Origin of the sequence: Nocardia sp. NPDC060249 (assembly GCF_042728755.1) — a bacterium.
Classification (GTDB): Bacteria; Actinomycetota; Actinomycetes; order Mycobacteriales; family Mycobacteriaceae; genus Nocardia.
The window spans coordinates 187,933-202,474 of sequence record NZ_JBHXAQ010000003.1 but is presented as its reverse complement, the minus strand read 5'-3'; the positions used below and the strand labels follow the sequence as shown (position 1 = coordinate 202,474).

The following is a 14,542-nucleotide window of genomic DNA, read 5'->3' as shown; positions in this document are numbered from 1 at the left end:
TGAGCGTGTCCACCCCCGCGGCGAACACCTTGTTCGCCGAGCTTCCCGCTGTGCGCCCGAGCAGTTTCGCGCAGTGGCGCGCGCTGACCGGGCGCATCGTGCACACCATGGCCACCAAGGGCGAGCTGATCGTCGCGGTGCTCACCCCGCTCGTGGTCACCGTGGCCTTCTACCTGCCGTTGCGGTACGTGATGAAGGTCCAGGGCATCGACTACGCGCAGTACGTGATGCCGATCGTCGTACTGCAGACGATGGCCATGACGATGATGTCGAACGCACAGCTCGCGGCGTTCGAAGCGCTCACCGGATTGAGCACTCGGCTGCAAACCATGCCGATCGGTTCGCTGGTTCCGCTGATGTCGCGCATCTGCGCGGGGCTGGTGCGATCGGTGGTCTCGCTGATCGCGACCGTCGGCTACGGCTATGTGATCGGGTTCCGGTTCACCGGCGGTTGGCTGCAGGCGCTCGCGTTCTGCGGATTCGCGCTGACCGTCGGCGTGGTGCTCACGCTCGGCGCCGACGCGCTCGGCAGCCTCACCAAGAACCCGGAGGCGCTCAGTCAGGCCCTCACGCTGCCGATTCTGATCTTCGGCATGATGTCGACCGGGTTCGTGCCCGAGGCCAGCTTCCCGTCGTGGGTGCGCCCGTTCGCGCGCAACCAGCCGATCTCCCAGTTCGCCCAGACGCTCAGCGATATGGCCGCGGGCCATCTGAGCTGGGCGGGCACGTGGGTCTCGCTGGCGTGGCTCGGCGGCCTGGCTGTTTTCTTCCTCCCACTGGCTGTGTGGGCGAGTGTGAGGCGATCATGACAACAATCGAGAAGACGTCGGTCGAGGAGGCCGCGGCCGACCTTCCGGTGGTGCACACCAAGCCGGAGGGATCGGTGTCGGTGTGGTTCACCCACAGTCTGATCCAGACCAAGCGCCTGCTGATGGTGTGGTTGCGCGACCCGTCGACGACCATCCAGACCATCGCCTACCCGGCGGTGACCCTGCTGATGTTCCGGATCGTGCTCGGTGACTCGATCACCGCGGCCACCGGCGCCCCCAGCATCTACGGCCAAGCCGCGCTGCTCACCCTGGTCGCGGCCATGACCGGCGCGGTGGTGAGTGCCCTCGGGTTCAAGCGTGAGAAGGCCTCGGGCCTGCTCAGTCGGTTCTACACGATGCCGCTCAACAAGGCCTCGCTGCTGACCGGTCGACTGCTGGCCGAGATGCTGCGCATCCTGCTCACCACACTGATCGTGCTGCTCGTCGCGGTGCCGCTCGGGTTCCTGTTCATGGAGGACCCGTTCGCCAATATCGCCCTGGTGCTGGTTCCGGTGCTGTTCGGCATCGGGTTCGCGGTGATGGTGACCGCACTGGCCACGATCACCGAGGGCGTGATGCTGATCAGCCTCATCGGCATTCTCAACACGCTGCTGATGTTCTTCAACACCGGCTTCGTCCCGGTCTTCGCCTACCCGACCTGGTTGCAGGACGTGGTCGCCAATCAGCCGATGAGCTGTGCCATCGATGCGATGAAGGGCCTGTCCTACGGTGGGCCGGTCGCTGAACCGCTGTTGAAGACCGTGGCCTGGACGGTCGGCATGGTCGCGGTCTTCGCCTACCCGGCGATCGTCGGCTACAAGAAGGCCGCCGAGTCGTCCTGAGCCCCGGACCGCCTCGTCTCTGATCGCCGCCGCGAACTTCGTGGCGGCGATCAGTGCGTTATCGGCTGGGTGAGTCGGCGTCGGCGGGAGCGAAGGGGTGGTCGAGCCACCGGTTGCGGTTGGTCCAGCCGACGAGGTCGTAGCGCCAGCGGAACGGCCAGGTGTGGGCCACGGTGTTGAACAGGACGGCGCCGAGGGCGGTGTAGTCGTCATGGGCCGAGAGCAGCGCCCGCTGACCGCGTTCGGATTCGGTGAAGAAGGCGTCGAACATGGCGATCGACTGGTCGGTGGTGAGCCGGCCGAGACCCCACAGGCCGCGCATGCGCATCCAGTACACGGCCCTGGCCTGCCACGGCCAGAGGGCTTCGATCGGGTCCTCGCCGCGCGCCACCGCGGCGACGGCGGTATCGGCCAGCGCCAGGGAGTCGGCCACGCTGTAGCCGGTGCACGGGTGCATCATCCCGCCACGTGAGCCGAACGGGACCGCGATCGCGGTGCCCTTCTTCGGGGGCCGCTGATCCAGGGGATAGTGGGCGGCTTCGTGCGGTTCGTCGCCGGTGAGCCGGATACCGTGCGCCGCGAGCCTGCTCAGCGTGCGCTTGCGTAATTCGTGCTGCGGCATCCCGCCACGTAACCCGAGGCTCGTCTCCTCGAAGATCACCGTCCCGTCCCCGAGCGGCACCGCGTAGAGGAACGACGGCGGCTCGTCCGGGCCGGCCCCGTTCTCCGGCCGCCAATCCAGCAGCAGCCCTTCACCTTCCGCGACCATCGGTGCCGCGGTCTCCGCGTCCACGAAGATCCCGTGCGCCGAGGCGGCTCTGCGCTTGCCCAACGTCGGCAGTCCTCGCGTATCGAACACCGTCCCCGCCGAGATCACTGTTCCGTCCGCGAGTTCCACTTCGTGTGGGTCCACCCGCCGCGCCCGATCCGCGAAGACGGTCGCGTCGTCCAAGGCCAACGCGTCGTGCAGCCCGGCCTTGGAGAGCACGCAGTACGGCCGCTCGATCCGATGCTTGCCCTTGGTCCACACCGTCGGCGCCGCGATCCGTTGCGCGATCGCGCTCGCGGGCAACCACTGCGGGAGTTCGTCGATCCAGCAGGAGAATGTCGGCGGGAACAGCCGCTCCGGCCGCGGATCCACCGCCGCCACCCGCAACCCGGCCACCGCGGCCCGATGCGCCAACCCCCGCCCGGTCGGCCCCAGCCCGACCACACAGATATCGAATTCCCGCACAACACTCACGTCCGCATTCAATCGGCCCCACCCGTCACCACGCAAGCATCAGTGATCCGGTCGTCACAGCGCCTCGACGCAGCACTGTCGTCCCCTAGTCCTCCAAGGCCAGGGCCTGGCGCATCGTCAGGCGGGCTTGGGTCTGCATCAGCGAGCGGCGGTAGATCTTCTCGGCGACGACGACAATCGCGTAGGTGGCGATCGCCATCAGGGCCAGGGCGATGAAAGGCTCCCACCAGGCGGCGGTGCCGTCGGCCAGGCGGGCGGGCATGGCGACGATGGACATGATCGGAACATAGGAGCCGATGGTCCGGGCGGTGCCGGTGAGGAAGATGCCGGCGAACAGCACGATCATGATGAGCAACCCGAGCGGAGTCGAGGTGGACTGGAGATCTTCGCTGCGAGTGGCGAGCGCGCCCGCGACGGCCCACAGGCTCGCCAGAGCGAGGAAGCCGACGAGGAAGAAGACGATGAACCAGCCCGCGGCCCCGGCGATCTGGCCCAGCTGGCCACCCTTGCCGGTGACGGCCAACCCGATCAGCCCGGCACCGACGAACACCGCCAGCTGCGCGAACGCCAGCAAGGCGTTGCCCACGACCTTGCCGATCAGCAACTGCCGCAACGGAATCGCACTCGCCAGGATCTCCACGATCCGATTCTGCTTCTCCTCGACCACGCTCTGCGCGATGGACATGCCGAACAGCACCGACGCCATGTAGAAGAGGAACGCGAAGACGAACGCGATGCTCTTGGCGAGTCCGGGGTCGATCGCGCCCTGCTCGAGCAAGCCGTAGGTCACCTCCGCACCGCGCCCCAATTCTTCGAGCGACACGCCCGCGGCGGCGGCATTGCGCTGCAACGCGAGCTGCTGGGCGGCGGCGGTGATGTAGGTGGTCGCGTCCTCGTCCTCGGCCGTCTTGCCGATCAGCTGCCACCCGCCGGTGTCGGCGGGTACCAGTCCCGCGTCGACCGTTTCCTCGCGCACCAGCTGCTCGACCGCGGCCCGGTCGGCGACGGGTCGCGGGGTGAAGCTGGTGTCGGTACCCGCGCTCGAGGCCAGGGTGTTCGCCGTCGCGAGCACGACCGAGGTGTCCGAACCGGCGATCGCCACCTCGATCTTGTCGGGTCTGCTGCTGAGGAACCCGGTGAGGAGCAGCGACGCGACGATCACCACGAGCGTCACCACCGTCGAGATGACGAAGTTGCGGTCACGCAGCTTCACCGCGATCTCCCGCGCGGCAACGATCCGCCACACGCCGCTCATGCCGTCACCTCCCGGTAGATCTCGGCGACCGTCGGCCGCACCTCGGCGAACTCGCGCACCGACCCCCGCGACAGCGCCTCCTTGAGCACCCCATCGGTGCCGCCGCTGTCGACCTCGAACAACACGCCCGGCCCGGCGCTCTCGACCACGCGAACCCCCGGATACCCCCGCAACCACCCCGCATCGTCGTCGAGCACCAGCCGATACCGTGAGCCGCCACTGGACCGCAGCTCGTCGACCGAGCCCTGCCCGACCACCCGGCCCGCGGCGAGTACGACCAGTTGATCGCACAGCCGCTCCACCAGATCCAGCTGATGCGAGGAGAACAGCACCGGCACACCCTGATCGGCGTACTCGCGCAGCAACTCCACCATCGAATCCACGGCCACGGGGTCGAGCCCGGAGAACGGTTCGTCCAGGATCAGCGCCGACGGCTGCGCGATCACCGCCGCCGCGATCTGGACGCGCTGCTGATTGCCCAGCGACAACGATTCGAGCTTGTCCTTACCGCGCGCGCCCAGATCGAACCGCTCCAGCAAGGTTTCGGTACGCGCCTTCGCCTCGTCGGCGGGCAGTCCACGCAAGCGGGCCAGGTACACGAGCTGGTCGAGTACCGGCTGCTTGGGATAGAGCCCCCGCTCCTCGGGCATATAGCCGAACGAGCGCCGATCCTGCTCGGTCACCGACCGGCCGTCCCACCGGATATCGCCGGACTGAACGGCCAAGACGCCCATGATCATTCGCATCGTGGTGGTCTTGCCCGCCCCGTTGCCCCCGACGAACCCGGTCAGCGCACCGGGCAGGACCGCGAACGACACATCGTCGACCGCCACGTTCTCCCCGAACCGGCGCGTCACATGGGCCACTTCCAACATCGAACTCCCCGTCCTTTGTTGCCTGACCCACAACCGTACCGGTGCCGCGGTTCACGTGGCCGCAATCAGCGTGGCGACACCCAGGTGGTGATGTCGGCGTGCACGACCTCGATGCCGTCCTTGTCGTAGATCGAGACCGGCACCGTCAGTTCCTGGCCCTTGGTGATCGCGGCGAAGTCGGGGATCTCGTCGAGCTTGGCCACGGCGCGCAGACCCGATTCCGCCTTGGCCAGGTACTGGACGTTCATCGACTTGGGGATCCAGCGGTGGGTGGTGGGGACGGTGGCCTCACTCAGCATGCCCATCGCCACCTCGGCCAGATTGCAGGCCGCGATCGCGTGGAAGGTGCCGAGGTGATTGTTGATGCCGAACCACTTCGGGGAGGTCACCTCGCAGACGCCGGGCTCGAGGCGAACCACCTGGGGGAGCACGGTGCCGAAGTAGGGGACCCGGGCAACCATGCCGAGCGAGAACAGCGCGTGCCCGATGCGATTGTCGGGCAGCTTCTTCCAGCCGCGGAAGGTCGCGGTTTCCTGTGTCATAGGCCCTATCTTACTCAAAAGTAAGTTATGTGGAAGCCCTCCGGTGGCCAGGCGGGGCGACGAGCCAGCTACCATTCATCGGTACAGCCCAGCCGGCGGTGCGGTCGAGGTGGAAGCCCCTGTGCGGGCGTGATCGATACCTCATGACCCCCGATTTGAAGGACGTCGTCGGCATGGTGCATACTGTTCGGGTTGCCTTGCGCAGGATCGACCGACTCCTCGGAGCGGATGGCCTGGGCGGGGGGAGCAGTAGTTTGTATCTCGCCGGTCCGCCGGTGCGGATACGTTCGGTACCACGCACTTTCGACCGATGGTGAGCACATGACCAGGGTCGGAGAATAAGCGTTAGGGCGACACGCCCGACCGCGTGGGCCGGAGAACCATGACAGATGAACAGCGGCGAGGACTAGGTAGTGCCTTTTGGTGCGCCCTGGTTGCGGGTCTTTCAGTGGGAAACCACGCTGAGGCGTCTTTCTTGTGTTCGGGCTGTGCAAATTGAGGGTGGTGCGGGAGCTAGCTCCTGTGACCACGAAGGAAAGCGGAGAAAAGGACACTTAGCGTGGCGGGACAAAAGATCCGCATCAGGCTCAAGGCCTATGACCACGAGGCGATCGACGCGTCAGCGCGCAAGATCGTGGAAACGGTGACCCGCACCGGCGCCCGTGTGGTCGGGCCTGTGCCGTTGCCGACCGAGAAGAACATCTACTGCGTCATCCGTTCGCCGCACAAGTACAAGGACTCGCGCGAACACTTCGAGATGCGCACGCACAAACGCCTCATCGACATCCTCGACCCGACGCCGAAGACGGTGGACGCGCTCATGCGCATCGACCTCCCGGCCAGCGTCGACGTCAACATTCAGTGACGGGGACTCGAGACATGACTGACAACAAGAACCGGCCCGCAGCCGGCATCCTGGGCACCAAGCTCGGCATGACCCAGGTCTTCGACGAGAAGAACCGCGTCGTCCCGGTCACCGTCATCAAGGCGGGCCCGAACGTGGTCACCCAGATTCGCACCGTGGAGCGCGACGGCTACTCGGCCGTGCAGATCGCTTTCGGCGCCATCGACCCGCGCAAGGTGAACAAGCCGACTTCCGGCCAGTTCGCCAAGGCCGGTGTCACCCCGCGCCGCCACGTCACCGAGATCCGCGTCGCGGATGCCTCCACCTTCGAGATCGGCCAGGAACTCTCGGCTGACGTCTTCGAAGAGGGCACCTACGTCGACGTGACCGGAATCAGCAAGGGCAAGGGCTTCGCCGGCACCATGAAGCGTCACGGCTTCAAGGGCCAGGGCGCCTCGCACGGTGCGCAGGCTGTGCACCGTCGCCCGGGTTCCATCGGTGGCTGTGCCACTCCCGGCCGCGTGTTCAAGGGCATGCGCATGTCGGGTCGTATGGGTAACGACCGCGTCACCACGCAGAACCTCTCGGTTCACAAGGTCGACGCCGAGAACGGCCTGCTCCTGGTCAAGGGTGCCATCCCTGGCCGCAAGGGCAACGTCGTGATCGTCAAGAGCGCCGTGAAGGGTGGTGCGCACGCATGACCAGCCTCGACAAGAAGGCCAACCTGACGCTGACCGTTAAGGCCGCAGGCGGCAAGACCGAAGGCACCGTCGAACTCCCCTCGGAGATCTTCGACGTGACCGCCAACGTCGCGCTGATGCACCAGGTCGTCATCGCTCAGCTGGCCGCCGCTCGCCAGGGCACCCACTCCACGAAGACTCGTGGCGAGGTCTCCGGTGGTGGCAAGAAGCCGTACCGCCAGAAGGGCACCGGCCGCGCCCGTCAGGGCTCGACCCGTGCGCCGCAGTTCGCCGGCGGTGGCACCGTCCACGGCCCGCAGCCGCGTGACTACAGCCAGCGGACCCCCAAGAAGATGAAGGCCGCCGCCCTGCGCGGTGCCCTCTCCGACCGGGCCCGCAACGAGCGCATCCACGTGATCACCGAACTGGTCTCGGGTCAGACCCCGTCGACCAAGATTGCCAAGGACTTCCTGGCCGAGCTCTCGGGCCGCAAGAAGTTCCTGGTCGTCGTCGGCCGCGAGGACGTCGCCGCGTGGAAGAGCGTGGCGAACCTGCAGAACGTGCTGCCGATCGCCCCGGATCAGCTCAACACCTACGACGTGCTCAACAGCGACGACGTGGTGTTCAGCGTCGAGGCCCTGAACGCGTTCGTTCACGGTCCCGCCGAGGCGGCCCAGGAGGAGAGCAAGTGAGCACCATCGCCGACCCCCGCGACATCCTGCTCGCACCGGTCATCTCGGAGAAGTCCTATGGGCTGATCGAGGAAGGCACCTACACCTTCCTGGTGCACCCGGATTCGAACAAGACGCAGATCAAGATCGCCGTCGAGAAGGTTTTCGGCGTCAAGGTCACCAGCGTCAATACCGCCAACCGTCAGGGCAAGCGCAAGCGGACCAAATTCGGTTACGGAAAGCGCAAGGACACCAAGCGCGCACTCGTGACCCTCTCGGCCGATAGCAAGCCCATCGAGATCTTCGGAGGACCGGTCGCGTAAGCGCCTGGGACTCCAGAAAGCGAGAAGAACTCATGGCAATCCGTAAATACAAGCCGACAACGCCGGGCCGTCGTGGCTCCAGCGTCTCGGACTTCGCCGAGATCACCCGGTCGACGCCGGAGAAGTCGCTGCTGCGCCCGCTCACCAAGTCCGGTGGTCGTAACGCGCACGGTCGCATCACCACGCGTCACCGCGGTGGCGGTCACAAGCGTGCCTACCGTCTGATCGACTTCCGTCGGCTGGACAAGGACGGCATCCCGGCCAAGGTCGCTCACATCGAGTACGACCCCAACCGCACCGCCAACATCGCACTGCTGCACTTTGCCGACGGCGAGAAGCGCTACATCATCGCGCCGAAGGGCATCAAGCAGGGCAGCCCGATCGAGTCCGGCCCCACGGCCGACATCAAGCCGGGTAACAACCTGCCGCTGCGCAACATCCCGACCGGTACCACGATCCACAACGTGGAGCTGCGTCCGGGCGGCGGCGCCAAGCTGGCTCGTTCCGCCGGAATGAGCATTCAGCTGCTGGGCAAGGAAGGGCCGTACGCGACCCTTCGTATGCCCTCGGGTGAAATCCGCCGTGTCGACGTGCGCTGCCGCGCCACCGTCGGCGAGGTCGGCAACGCCGAGCAGTCGAACATCAACTGGGGCAAGGCCGGCCGTATGCGCTGGAAGGGCCGTCGTCCTACCGTCCGTGGTGTCGTGATGAACCCGGTCGACCACCCGCACGGTGGTGGTGAGGGTAAGACCTCCGGTGGTCGCCACCCGGTCTCCCCGTGGGGTCAGCCTGAGGGCCGCACCCGCAAGCCCAACCGCCCGAGTGACAAGCTCATCGTTCGCCGTCGTAAGACCGGCAAGAAGCGCTAAGGAGGAGGTAAGAAATGCCACGCAGCCTCAAGAAGGGCCCGTTCGTCGACGACCACCTCCTCGCGAAGGTGGACGTGCAGAACGAAAAGGGCACGAAGCAGGTCATCAAGACCTGGTCGCGTCGCTCGACCATCATCCCCGATTTCATCGGACACACTTTCGCCGTCCACGACGGTCGCAAGCACGTGCCGGTGTTCATCTCGGACAACATGGTCGGCCACAAGCTCGGTGAGTTCGCGCCGACCAGGACGTTCAAGAGCCACGTCAAGGACGACCGGAAGAGCAAGCGGCGATGACTGAAACCATTCAGAACCCGACTGCACGCGCAACCGCCAAGCACGTTCGGGTCACCCCGATGAAGGCCCGTCGAGTCGTGGACCTGGTCCGCGGCAAGAGCGTCGAGGACGCGCTGGCGATCCTGCGGTTCGCACCGCAGGCTGCCAGCGAGCCCGTGGCCAAGGTCGTGGCTTCGGCCGCGGCGAACGCCGAGAACAACCTCGGCCTCAACCCGGCCACCCTGGTCATCTCGACTGCTTTTGTCGACGAGGGCGCCACCATGAAGCGTTTCCAGCCGCGGGCCCAGGGCCGTGCGTTCCGGATTCGCAAGCGCACCAGCCACATCACCATCGAGGTCGAGAGCGTGCCCACCACCGGCGCTGCCACTCGTAGCCGCCGGAAGGGAGGGGCAAAGTAAATGGGACAGAAAATTAACCCCCATGGCTTCCGCCTCGGTATCACCACCGACTGGAAGTCGCGTTGGTACGCGGACAAGCAGTACGCGGAATACGTGAAGGAAGACGTTCAGATCCGCAAGCTCCTCGCCACTGGCATGGAGCGGGCAGGCATCTCGAAGGTCGAGATCGAGCGCACCCGTGATCGCGTCCGTGTGGATATCCACACCGCGCGTCCCGGCATCGTGATCGGTCGTCGTGGCGCGGAAGCCGACCGCATCCGCGCCGAGCTGGAGAAGCTCACCAAGAAGCAGGTTCAGCTGAACATCCTCGAGGTCAAGAACCCCGAGTCGGATGCGCAGCTGGTTGCTCAGGGTGTGGCCGAGCAGCTGTCCAACCGTGTGGCGTTCCGTCGTGCGATGCGTAAGGCCATTCAGTCGGCCATGCGTTCGCCGAACGTCAAGGGCATCCGTGTGCAGTGCTCGGGCCGCCTCGGCGGCGCCGAAATGTCGCGCTCGGAGTTCTACCGTGAAGGTCGCGTTCCGCTGCACACGCTGCGTGCGGACATCGACTACGGCCTCTACGAGGCCAAGACCACCTTCGGTCGCATCGGTGTGAAGGTCTGGATCTACAAGGGTGACATCGTCGGTGGTCGTCGTGAACTGACCGCCGCCGCCGCTGCTCCGGAGCGCCCGCGTCGCGAGCGTCCGAGCCGCCCTCGTCGGTCCGGCGCCACTGGCACCACCGCGACCAGCACCGAGGTCGGTCGCGCCGCCACTGCAGTGGCGGAGGCTCCGGCAGAGAACAAGGAGGGCTGACGCATGCTGATGCCCCGTCGCGTCAAGCACCGCAAGCAGCACCACCCCGGTCGCTCGGGCATGTCCAAGGGCGGCACCGCGGTGGCCTTCGGTGAGTACGGCATCCAGGCTCTCGAGCCCGCCTACGTCACCAACCGTCAGATCGAGTCGGCGCGTATCGCAATGACCCGCCACATCAAGCGTGGCGGCAAGATCTGGATCAACATCTACCCCGACCGTCCGCTCACGAAGAAGCCGGCCGAAACCCGCATGGGTTCCGGTAAGGGTTCGCCGGAGTGGTGGGTCGCGAACGTGAAGCCCGGTCGGGTCATGTTCGAGATGTCTTACCCCAACGAGGAGACCGCTCGTGAGGCCCTGCGCCGCGCGATGCACAAGCTCCCGATGAAATGCAGGATCGTGACCAGGGAGGAGCAGTTCTGATGGCTACCGAAACACCGGCCGCAGAGCTCCGTGAGCTCAACGAAGAAGAGCTCGTGGCACGCCTGCGCGAGTCGAAGGAAGAGCTGTTCAACCTGCGCTTCCAGATGGCGACGGGTCAGCTCGACAACAACCGTCGACTGCGCGTCGTCCGCCACGAGATCGCGCGCATTTACACGGTCATGCGTGAGCGCGAGCTCGGCCTGGCCACGGCGCCCGCTGGCAAGGGAGATGCGGCATGAGCGAGAACACCGAAGAGCGCAACAGCCGCAAGGTACGCAGCGGCTACGTTGTCTCCGACAAGATGAACAAGACGATCGTCGTCGAGCTGGAAGACCGTCACCGGCACAAGCTCTACGGCAAGATCATTCGCACCACCTCCAAGGTGAAGGCGCATGACGAGAACGAGATCGCCCACGTCGGCGACCACGTTCAGCTGATGGAGACCCGTCCGCTGTCGGCCACCAAGCGCTGGCGTCTGGTCGAGGTCCTGGAGAAGGCCAAGTAAGGTCCCTCCTCGATCCATCGAGATCGTTGTACGAAGGCCCGTTTCCCTCTGGGGAAGCGGGCCTTCGTCGTTTCGCGGGATGGTCCTGAATGGTTTCATTGTTGATACCATTCACTACATGGCGTGGACGATGCGATTGACAGATGACGAAGAGGCGGCACTGGCAGCCCAAGCTGACGCCGAGCGCAGGTCGAAGAACGAGATCATGCGCGACGCTTTGCGGGCGTACCTGCTGCGCAACCGGCAGTGGAAGACTCCGCTTCTGGACGACGACGAGACCTTCGATCTCGGCGGGCCGATCAGCAAGGACGATATTCGAGACGCTATGAACCGATCCGCATGATCGTCGTCGCCGACACCTCGGGTCTGCTCGCGATGTTCAACCGCACGGAACCCGAGCATTTCGCGGTGCGGCGAGTAGCTGATTCAGCCAGCGCATTGGTTGTCAGCCCCATGGCATTGACCGAGGTTCATCATGTTGCAAGTGTTCGTGGTGGTAGAAAAATCGCTGACCGGATCCTCGGGCTGTTGGCCGAACGCATCGCGTCCACCCGTGTGGTTCTAGCCCAGCCGGACGCTGCCCAACTCGAGGTGGCGCTTTCGGTCCGAGCAACATACGACGGGTTGGACCTCGACCTGGTCGACGCCGTCTGCGTCGCGTTGGCGGCCGAATTCGACACCGATGCAATATTGACGCTCGATCGCCGTGACTTCCGTGTGCTACGTCCGCTGAACGGATACCCGGCGTTCCGGTTGTTTCCCGACGACGCCGACTGACGCTCAGCCGGTGAAGGCGTAGGGCTGGCGGATCTTGTGGGCGAATTCGACGATGTTGGTGACGGTGCTGCTGGGGACGCCGACTTCGCTGCCGATGCTGCGGGCCGACCAGGACTGGTCGGTGAGCTCGAGGATCTCTTCGATCTGGCCGAGGGTCAGGCGCAGGGGGCTGCGGTGGGCGACCTGGCGGGCCAGGGCGCGGACCTCGGTGTCTTCGTCGAAGTCGAAGTCGTCGGGGGCCGCGAAGTCTTCCTCGTCTTCCTCGGGGGCGTCATTGCCGCCCGGGTCGGCTGTTGCCGCGGGCTTGTCGAAGGGGGCGGCGGGGTCAGGGCTGGATGTCGTCGGCTGCGCGGTGGCCCGCGACGGCTCAGGAGTCTCGGCCTCGACAAAGTGATCGACCCGGCTGGCGGTGGAAGCTGCGACGGTGTGGTCGGTACGGCCGGCGGGTGGAGTTGTGATGGTGGAGTCGGTCGGCTCGTGGGCTGGGGACGCGACGGTGGTGGCGGTCCGCGCGAGGGGTGATGCCGGGGAGGTGGTGGCGGTCCGTTCGGGGGTCGGCGCGGTGTGCTGAGCGGGCTCCGGTTGCAGGACCAGTTGCTCAGCGGGTTCCGCGGTGAGGGTCAGCTGCTCCGGCTCCGCGGCGGGGGGCTGGGGATCGTTGTGCACCGCTACCGGATCGGTGATCGGTGGAGTGTCGCCATCAGGGTCACGGGCGACGGTGCCGGCGTGCATCGTCGCCTCGGGAACCGGGTCGGTGCCGGTCGCTTCGCCCGCAGGGGAGTGCGCGGCGGTGGTGACCGGTATTCGGCGCAAGGTCGAGGCGACCCCAGTGGTCCGGCCGACGTGCTCGGTGCCGTTGCGGCGATGGTCGGCGGCTGCCTTGTGGATGAGTTCGAGGGTGCCGGGGGCGCTCGGCTTGTCGGCGGACGGGCGGCGCAGGCCGTGCGGGTAGGTGCGTTCGGCCGACGGCGCTGCGATTGCCTCGGCCGCTGCGACCAGCGGTGTCGCGCTCGGCGCCGAGGTATCGCGAACCACCGGCTCCGAGACGATCGGCTGGTCGAGGCTGTCGGCGGGATTCGCCTGCGCGGAAGCCGCGGCGGTCTCGAAAGCTGTTCCGATTATGGTGGAAGCCGATTCGTCGGTGCCCGCGGCGGACGCTGTTTTCGCGGCGGCGAACTCGAGATGATCGGTCGCCTCGGTCGCCTCGGTCGCCTCGGTCGCCTCGGTCGCGACGTCCGCGGCATCGTGCCCGCCGAATGTCGCGGCAGTCGCGACGTCGGTGGGGGTCGCGGTTTCACGTAGGTCATGCGTCTGCGCCGAATGCGGAGCGGTCGAGCTGACGACAGCCGGGTCGACCAACGGTGAGCGGAGTTCGGGCGCGACCCCGATCCTCAGGTTCTGCCCCAGCGCCTGCCTGTCGGCGGCGAGGGAGTCGGCCGCCTGCTGCGGGAACGCACGAGAAGCCATCCGTTCGGATGCGGAATACCCGGTGTCCCCTGGCAATTCGACCGACGCGCTCTCGATCAGCATCGCGTACCGGGCCGAGACCCACGCGTGCAACCAGATCACCACACCCACCATCACCGGGGCGATGGCGAATTCGGCGGCGCGACCGAAGGATCCGGCGGCCAGGTGGGGGCCGGCGTTCAACGCGATGGTGGTGCCGAGCAGGGCGAGTTCGAACACGATCACCTTGCCGCGCTCCAGCTCACGTCCCCAGCGGGCCGCGGTGGTCGCGGTGACCATGATGACGATGATCGGGATCGAGATCATCGCCTCGATGCCGTAGCTGAGCCAGTACAGCGGGTCGCTCATGTCGCCACTCGGCACGAGATTGCGTTGCACGTTGACCCCGGCCCACACCATGCCGAGAACGACGACCCCGATCAGCGCGCGCGAGGACCATTCCGACCGCCGGTACAACTGGGCCAGGCGCGCGTCGGCGCTCGACACCCGTCGTCGTGCGGCCAGAGCCTTGCGATGCCAGCGCGCGTCGGCTTCGTCGGTGCGGCGGATGAGGGCGTTGGTGCGGCGGTCGCGTTGTTCGGCGGCGAGTTCGTCGCCCACGGCGCGCCGGCGCTGTGTGCGTCGCTGCGTGCGAATCCATTCGGCCAGTTCCCGTTCGGCGCGGATCTCGTCGTCGGAGAGCGCGTCGTAGAGGGCCGTGTCGTGCTGGAGGGGGAGCTTGTCGCGGGCCGTGGCGACCTGCTGGGCGAGCGCTGTGATCTCGGTGTTCGGCGCGATGGCGGCGTTCTCGCTCAACCGATCGTCGGACATGTCGCGCCTTCCGTCACTCGAACATATGGACTATCGAACATATGTGTGATTGCCAGAGAGCGTAAACGCCGACCGTGCCCCGGTCAACGACAACGAGTCGATTCCGCCGAATCCCCGGCGG

Annotated in this window: 20 protein-coding genes; 15 read left to right on the top strand and 5 right to left on the bottom strand. The window is 66.3% G+C overall.

The annotated features are described in order from the left end of the window. Positions 1–5: 5 nt before the first annotated feature. Together ACFWFP_RS14795 and ACFWFP_RS14790 are read left to right on the top strand one after the other, a co-directional pair. Positions 6–809 carry an ABC transporter permease gene (locus ACFWFP_RS14795; protein WP_379295271.1) on the top strand — a complete coding sequence of 268 codons (804 nt, stop codon included), beginning with the start codon at positions 6–8 and terminating at the stop codon, positions 807–809. Continuing rightward, positions 806–1,651 carry an ABC transporter permease gene (locus ACFWFP_RS14790; RefSeq protein ID WP_378993703.1) on the top strand — a complete coding sequence of 282 codons (846 nt, stop codon included), beginning with the start codon at positions 806–808 and terminating at the stop codon, positions 1,649–1,651. Before ACFWFP_RS14795 ends, ACFWFP_RS14790 begins: the two co-directional genes overlap by 4 nt. Before the next feature lie 58 nt (positions 1,652–1,709). Here the strand turns inward: ACFWFP_RS14790 and ACFWFP_RS14785 are convergent, their stop codons facing one another. The 4 genes from ACFWFP_RS14785 to ACFWFP_RS14770 form a co-directional block, all read right to left on the bottom strand. Continuing rightward, the gene (locus ACFWFP_RS14785; RefSeq protein WP_379295270.1) at positions 1,710–2,894 is read right to left on the bottom strand and encodes a lycopene cyclase family protein; all 1,185 of its coding nucleotides are present in this window, start codon (positions 2,892–2,894) and stop codon (positions 1,710–1,712) included. Between the two features lie 85 nt (positions 2,895–2,979). Then, positions 2,980–4,149 (bottom strand): ABC transporter permease, encoded by a 1,170-nt coding sequence (locus ACFWFP_RS14780; RefSeq protein ID WP_379295269.1) that lies wholly within the window; start codon positions 4,147–4,149, stop codon positions 2,980–2,982. Beyond that, positions 4,146–5,024: an ABC transporter ATP-binding protein gene (locus tag ACFWFP_RS14775; protein ID WP_379295268.1), complete on the bottom strand. Its 879-nt coding sequence runs from the start codon at positions 5,022–5,024 to the stop codon at positions 4,146–4,148. Before ACFWFP_RS14775 ends, ACFWFP_RS14780 begins: the two co-directional genes overlap by 4 nt. Positions 5,025–5,089: 65 nt before the next feature. Next, positions 5,090–5,566: a hotdog fold domain-containing protein gene (locus ACFWFP_RS14770; protein WP_379295267.1), complete on the bottom strand. Its 477-nt coding sequence runs from the start codon at positions 5,564–5,566 to the stop codon at positions 5,090–5,092. Positions 5,567–6,125: 559 nt separating this feature from the next. On the opposite strand from ACFWFP_RS14770, the gene rpsJ reads away from it, so the two are divergent. The 13 genes from rpsJ to ACFWFP_RS14705 all read left to right on the top strand — a co-directional run bounded on the left by rpsJ (position 6,126) and on the right by ACFWFP_RS14705 (position 12,144). Further along, positions 6,126–6,431: a 30S ribosomal protein S10 gene (rpsJ, locus tag ACFWFP_RS14765; RefSeq protein WP_040804197.1), complete on the top strand. Its 306-nt coding sequence runs from the start codon at positions 6,126–6,128 to the stop codon at positions 6,429–6,431. A 14-nt stretch (positions 6,432–6,445) separates the two neighbouring features. After that, positions 6,446–7,111: a 50S ribosomal protein L3 gene (gene rplC, locus ACFWFP_RS14760; protein WP_071926407.1), complete on the top strand. Its 666-nt coding sequence runs from the start codon at positions 6,446–6,448 to the stop codon at positions 7,109–7,111. Then, entirely contained in the window at positions 7,108–7,782 is a 675-nt protein-coding gene (rplD, locus tag ACFWFP_RS14755) for a 50S ribosomal protein L4 (RefSeq protein ID WP_379295266.1), read from the top strand. The genes rplC and rplD overlap by 4 nt, the downstream gene beginning before the upstream one ends. Beyond that, positions 7,779–8,084 (top strand): 50S ribosomal protein L23, encoded by a 306-nt coding sequence (gene rplW, locus ACFWFP_RS14750; RefSeq protein WP_067448314.1) that lies wholly within the window; start codon positions 7,779–7,781, stop codon positions 8,082–8,084. The genes rplD and rplW overlap by 4 nt, the downstream gene beginning before the upstream one ends. A 32-nt stretch (positions 8,085–8,116) precedes the next feature. After that, positions 8,117–8,953, top strand: coding sequence for a 50S ribosomal protein L2 (gene rplB, locus ACFWFP_RS14745; RefSeq protein WP_379295265.1), 837 nt, complete (start codon positions 8,117–8,119; stop codon positions 8,951–8,953). Positions 8,954–8,967: 14 nt separating this feature from the next. Further along, the gene (gene rpsS, locus ACFWFP_RS14740) at positions 8,968–9,249 is read left to right on the top strand and encodes a 30S ribosomal protein S19 (RefSeq protein WP_056818481.1); all 282 of its coding nucleotides are present in this window, start codon (positions 8,968–8,970) and stop codon (positions 9,247–9,249) included. Beyond that, the gene (gene rplV / locus ACFWFP_RS14735; protein WP_067448312.1) at positions 9,246–9,647 is read left to right on the top strand and encodes a 50S ribosomal protein L22; all 402 of its coding nucleotides are present in this window, start codon (positions 9,246–9,248) and stop codon (positions 9,645–9,647) included. The genes rpsS and rplV overlap by 4 nt, the downstream gene beginning before the upstream one ends. Continuing rightward, positions 9,648–10,442, top strand: a complete 795-nt coding sequence (gene rpsC / locus ACFWFP_RS14730) for a 30S ribosomal protein S3 (protein WP_266296840.1) — start codon at positions 9,648–9,650, stop codon at positions 10,440–10,442. Between the two features lie 3 nt (positions 10,443–10,445). Further along, positions 10,446–10,862: a 50S ribosomal protein L16 gene (rplP, locus tag ACFWFP_RS14725; protein WP_266296839.1), complete on the top strand. Its 417-nt coding sequence runs from the start codon at positions 10,446–10,448 to the stop codon at positions 10,860–10,862. Continuing rightward, a complete protein-coding gene (gene rpmC, locus ACFWFP_RS14720; protein ID WP_056818473.1) occupies positions 10,862–11,101 on the top strand; it encodes a 50S ribosomal protein L29 in 240 nt (79 codons plus the stop codon). The genes rplP and rpmC overlap by 1 nt, the downstream gene beginning before the upstream one ends. Beyond that, positions 11,098–11,367, top strand: a complete 270-nt coding sequence (gene rpsQ / locus ACFWFP_RS14715) for a 30S ribosomal protein S17 (RefSeq protein ID WP_056818470.1) — start codon at positions 11,098–11,100, stop codon at positions 11,365–11,367. The genes rpmC and rpsQ overlap by 4 nt, the downstream gene beginning before the upstream one ends. Positions 11,368–11,485: 118 nt before the next feature. Beyond that, positions 11,486–11,710, top strand: a complete 225-nt coding sequence (locus ACFWFP_RS14710) for a ribbon-helix-helix protein, CopG family (protein ID WP_379295264.1) — start codon at positions 11,486–11,488, stop codon at positions 11,708–11,710. After that, positions 11,707–12,144: a type II toxin-antitoxin system VapC family toxin gene (locus ACFWFP_RS14705; RefSeq protein ID WP_379295263.1), complete on the top strand. Its 438-nt coding sequence runs from the start codon at positions 11,707–11,709 to the stop codon at positions 12,142–12,144. Before ACFWFP_RS14710 ends, ACFWFP_RS14705 begins: the two co-directional genes overlap by 4 nt. 3 nt (positions 12,145–12,147) lie before the next feature. Here ACFWFP_RS14705 and ACFWFP_RS14700 read toward each other — a convergent pair whose 3' ends face one another. Next, positions 12,148–14,421 (bottom strand): hypothetical protein, encoded by a 2,274-nt coding sequence (locus tag ACFWFP_RS14700; protein ID WP_379295262.1) that lies wholly within the window; start codon positions 14,419–14,421, stop codon positions 12,148–12,150. Positions 14,422–14,542: the final 121 nt, after the last annotated feature.

Bases quoted from the DNA above. Each gene is read 5' to 3' on its own strand.
- ACFWFP_RS14790 (WP_378993703.1), top strand. From the start codon at position 806: ATGACAACAATCGAGAAGACGTCGGTCGAGGAGGCCGCGGCCGACCTT.
- ACFWFP_RS14780 (WP_379295269.1), bottom strand. From the start codon at position 4,149: ATGAGCGGCGTGTGGCGGATCGTTGCCGCGCGGGAGATCGCGGTGAAG.
- ACFWFP_RS14775 (WP_379295268.1), bottom strand. From the start codon at position 5,024: ATGTTGGAAGTGGCCCATGTGACGCGCCGGTTCGGGGAGAACGTGGCG.
- ACFWFP_RS14770 (WP_379295267.1), bottom strand. From the start codon at position 5,566: ATGACACAGGAAACCGCGACCTTCCGCGGCTGGAAGAAGCTGCCCGAC.
- rplC (WP_071926407.1), top strand. From the start codon at position 6,446: ATGACTGACAACAAGAACCGGCCCGCAGCCGGCATCCTGGGCACCAAG.
- rplD (WP_379295266.1), top strand. From the start codon at position 7,108: ATGACCAGCCTCGACAAGAAGGCCAACCTGACGCTGACCGTTAAGGCC.
- rplB (WP_379295265.1), top strand. From the start codon at position 8,117: ATGGCAATCCGTAAATACAAGCCGACAACGCCGGGCCGTCGTGGCTCC.
- rpsS (WP_056818481.1), top strand. From the start codon at position 8,968: ATGCCACGCAGCCTCAAGAAGGGCCCGTTCGTCGACGACCACCTCCTC.
- rplV (WP_067448312.1), top strand. From the start codon at position 9,246: ATGACTGAAACCATTCAGAACCCGACTGCACGCGCAACCGCCAAGCAC.
- rpsC (WP_266296840.1), top strand. From the start codon at position 9,648: ATGGGACAGAAAATTAACCCCCATGGCTTCCGCCTCGGTATCACCACC.
- rplP (WP_266296839.1), top strand. From the start codon at position 10,446: ATGCTGATGCCCCGTCGCGTCAAGCACCGCAAGCAGCACCACCCCGGT.
- rpmC (WP_056818473.1), top strand. From the start codon at position 10,862: ATGGCTACCGAAACACCGGCCGCAGAGCTCCGTGAGCTCAACGAAGAA.
- rpsQ (WP_056818470.1), top strand. From the start codon at position 11,098: ATGAGCGAGAACACCGAAGAGCGCAACAGCCGCAAGGTACGCAGCGGC.
- ACFWFP_RS14710 (WP_379295264.1), top strand. From the start codon at position 11,486: ATGGCGTGGACGATGCGATTGACAGATGACGAAGAGGCGGCACTGGCA.
- ACFWFP_RS14705 (WP_379295263.1), top strand. From the start codon at position 11,707: ATGATCGTCGTCGCCGACACCTCGGGTCTGCTCGCGATGTTCAACCGC.
- ACFWFP_RS14700 (WP_379295262.1), bottom strand. From the start codon at position 14,421: ATGTCCGACGATCGGTTGAGCGAGAACGCCGCCATCGCGCCGAACACC.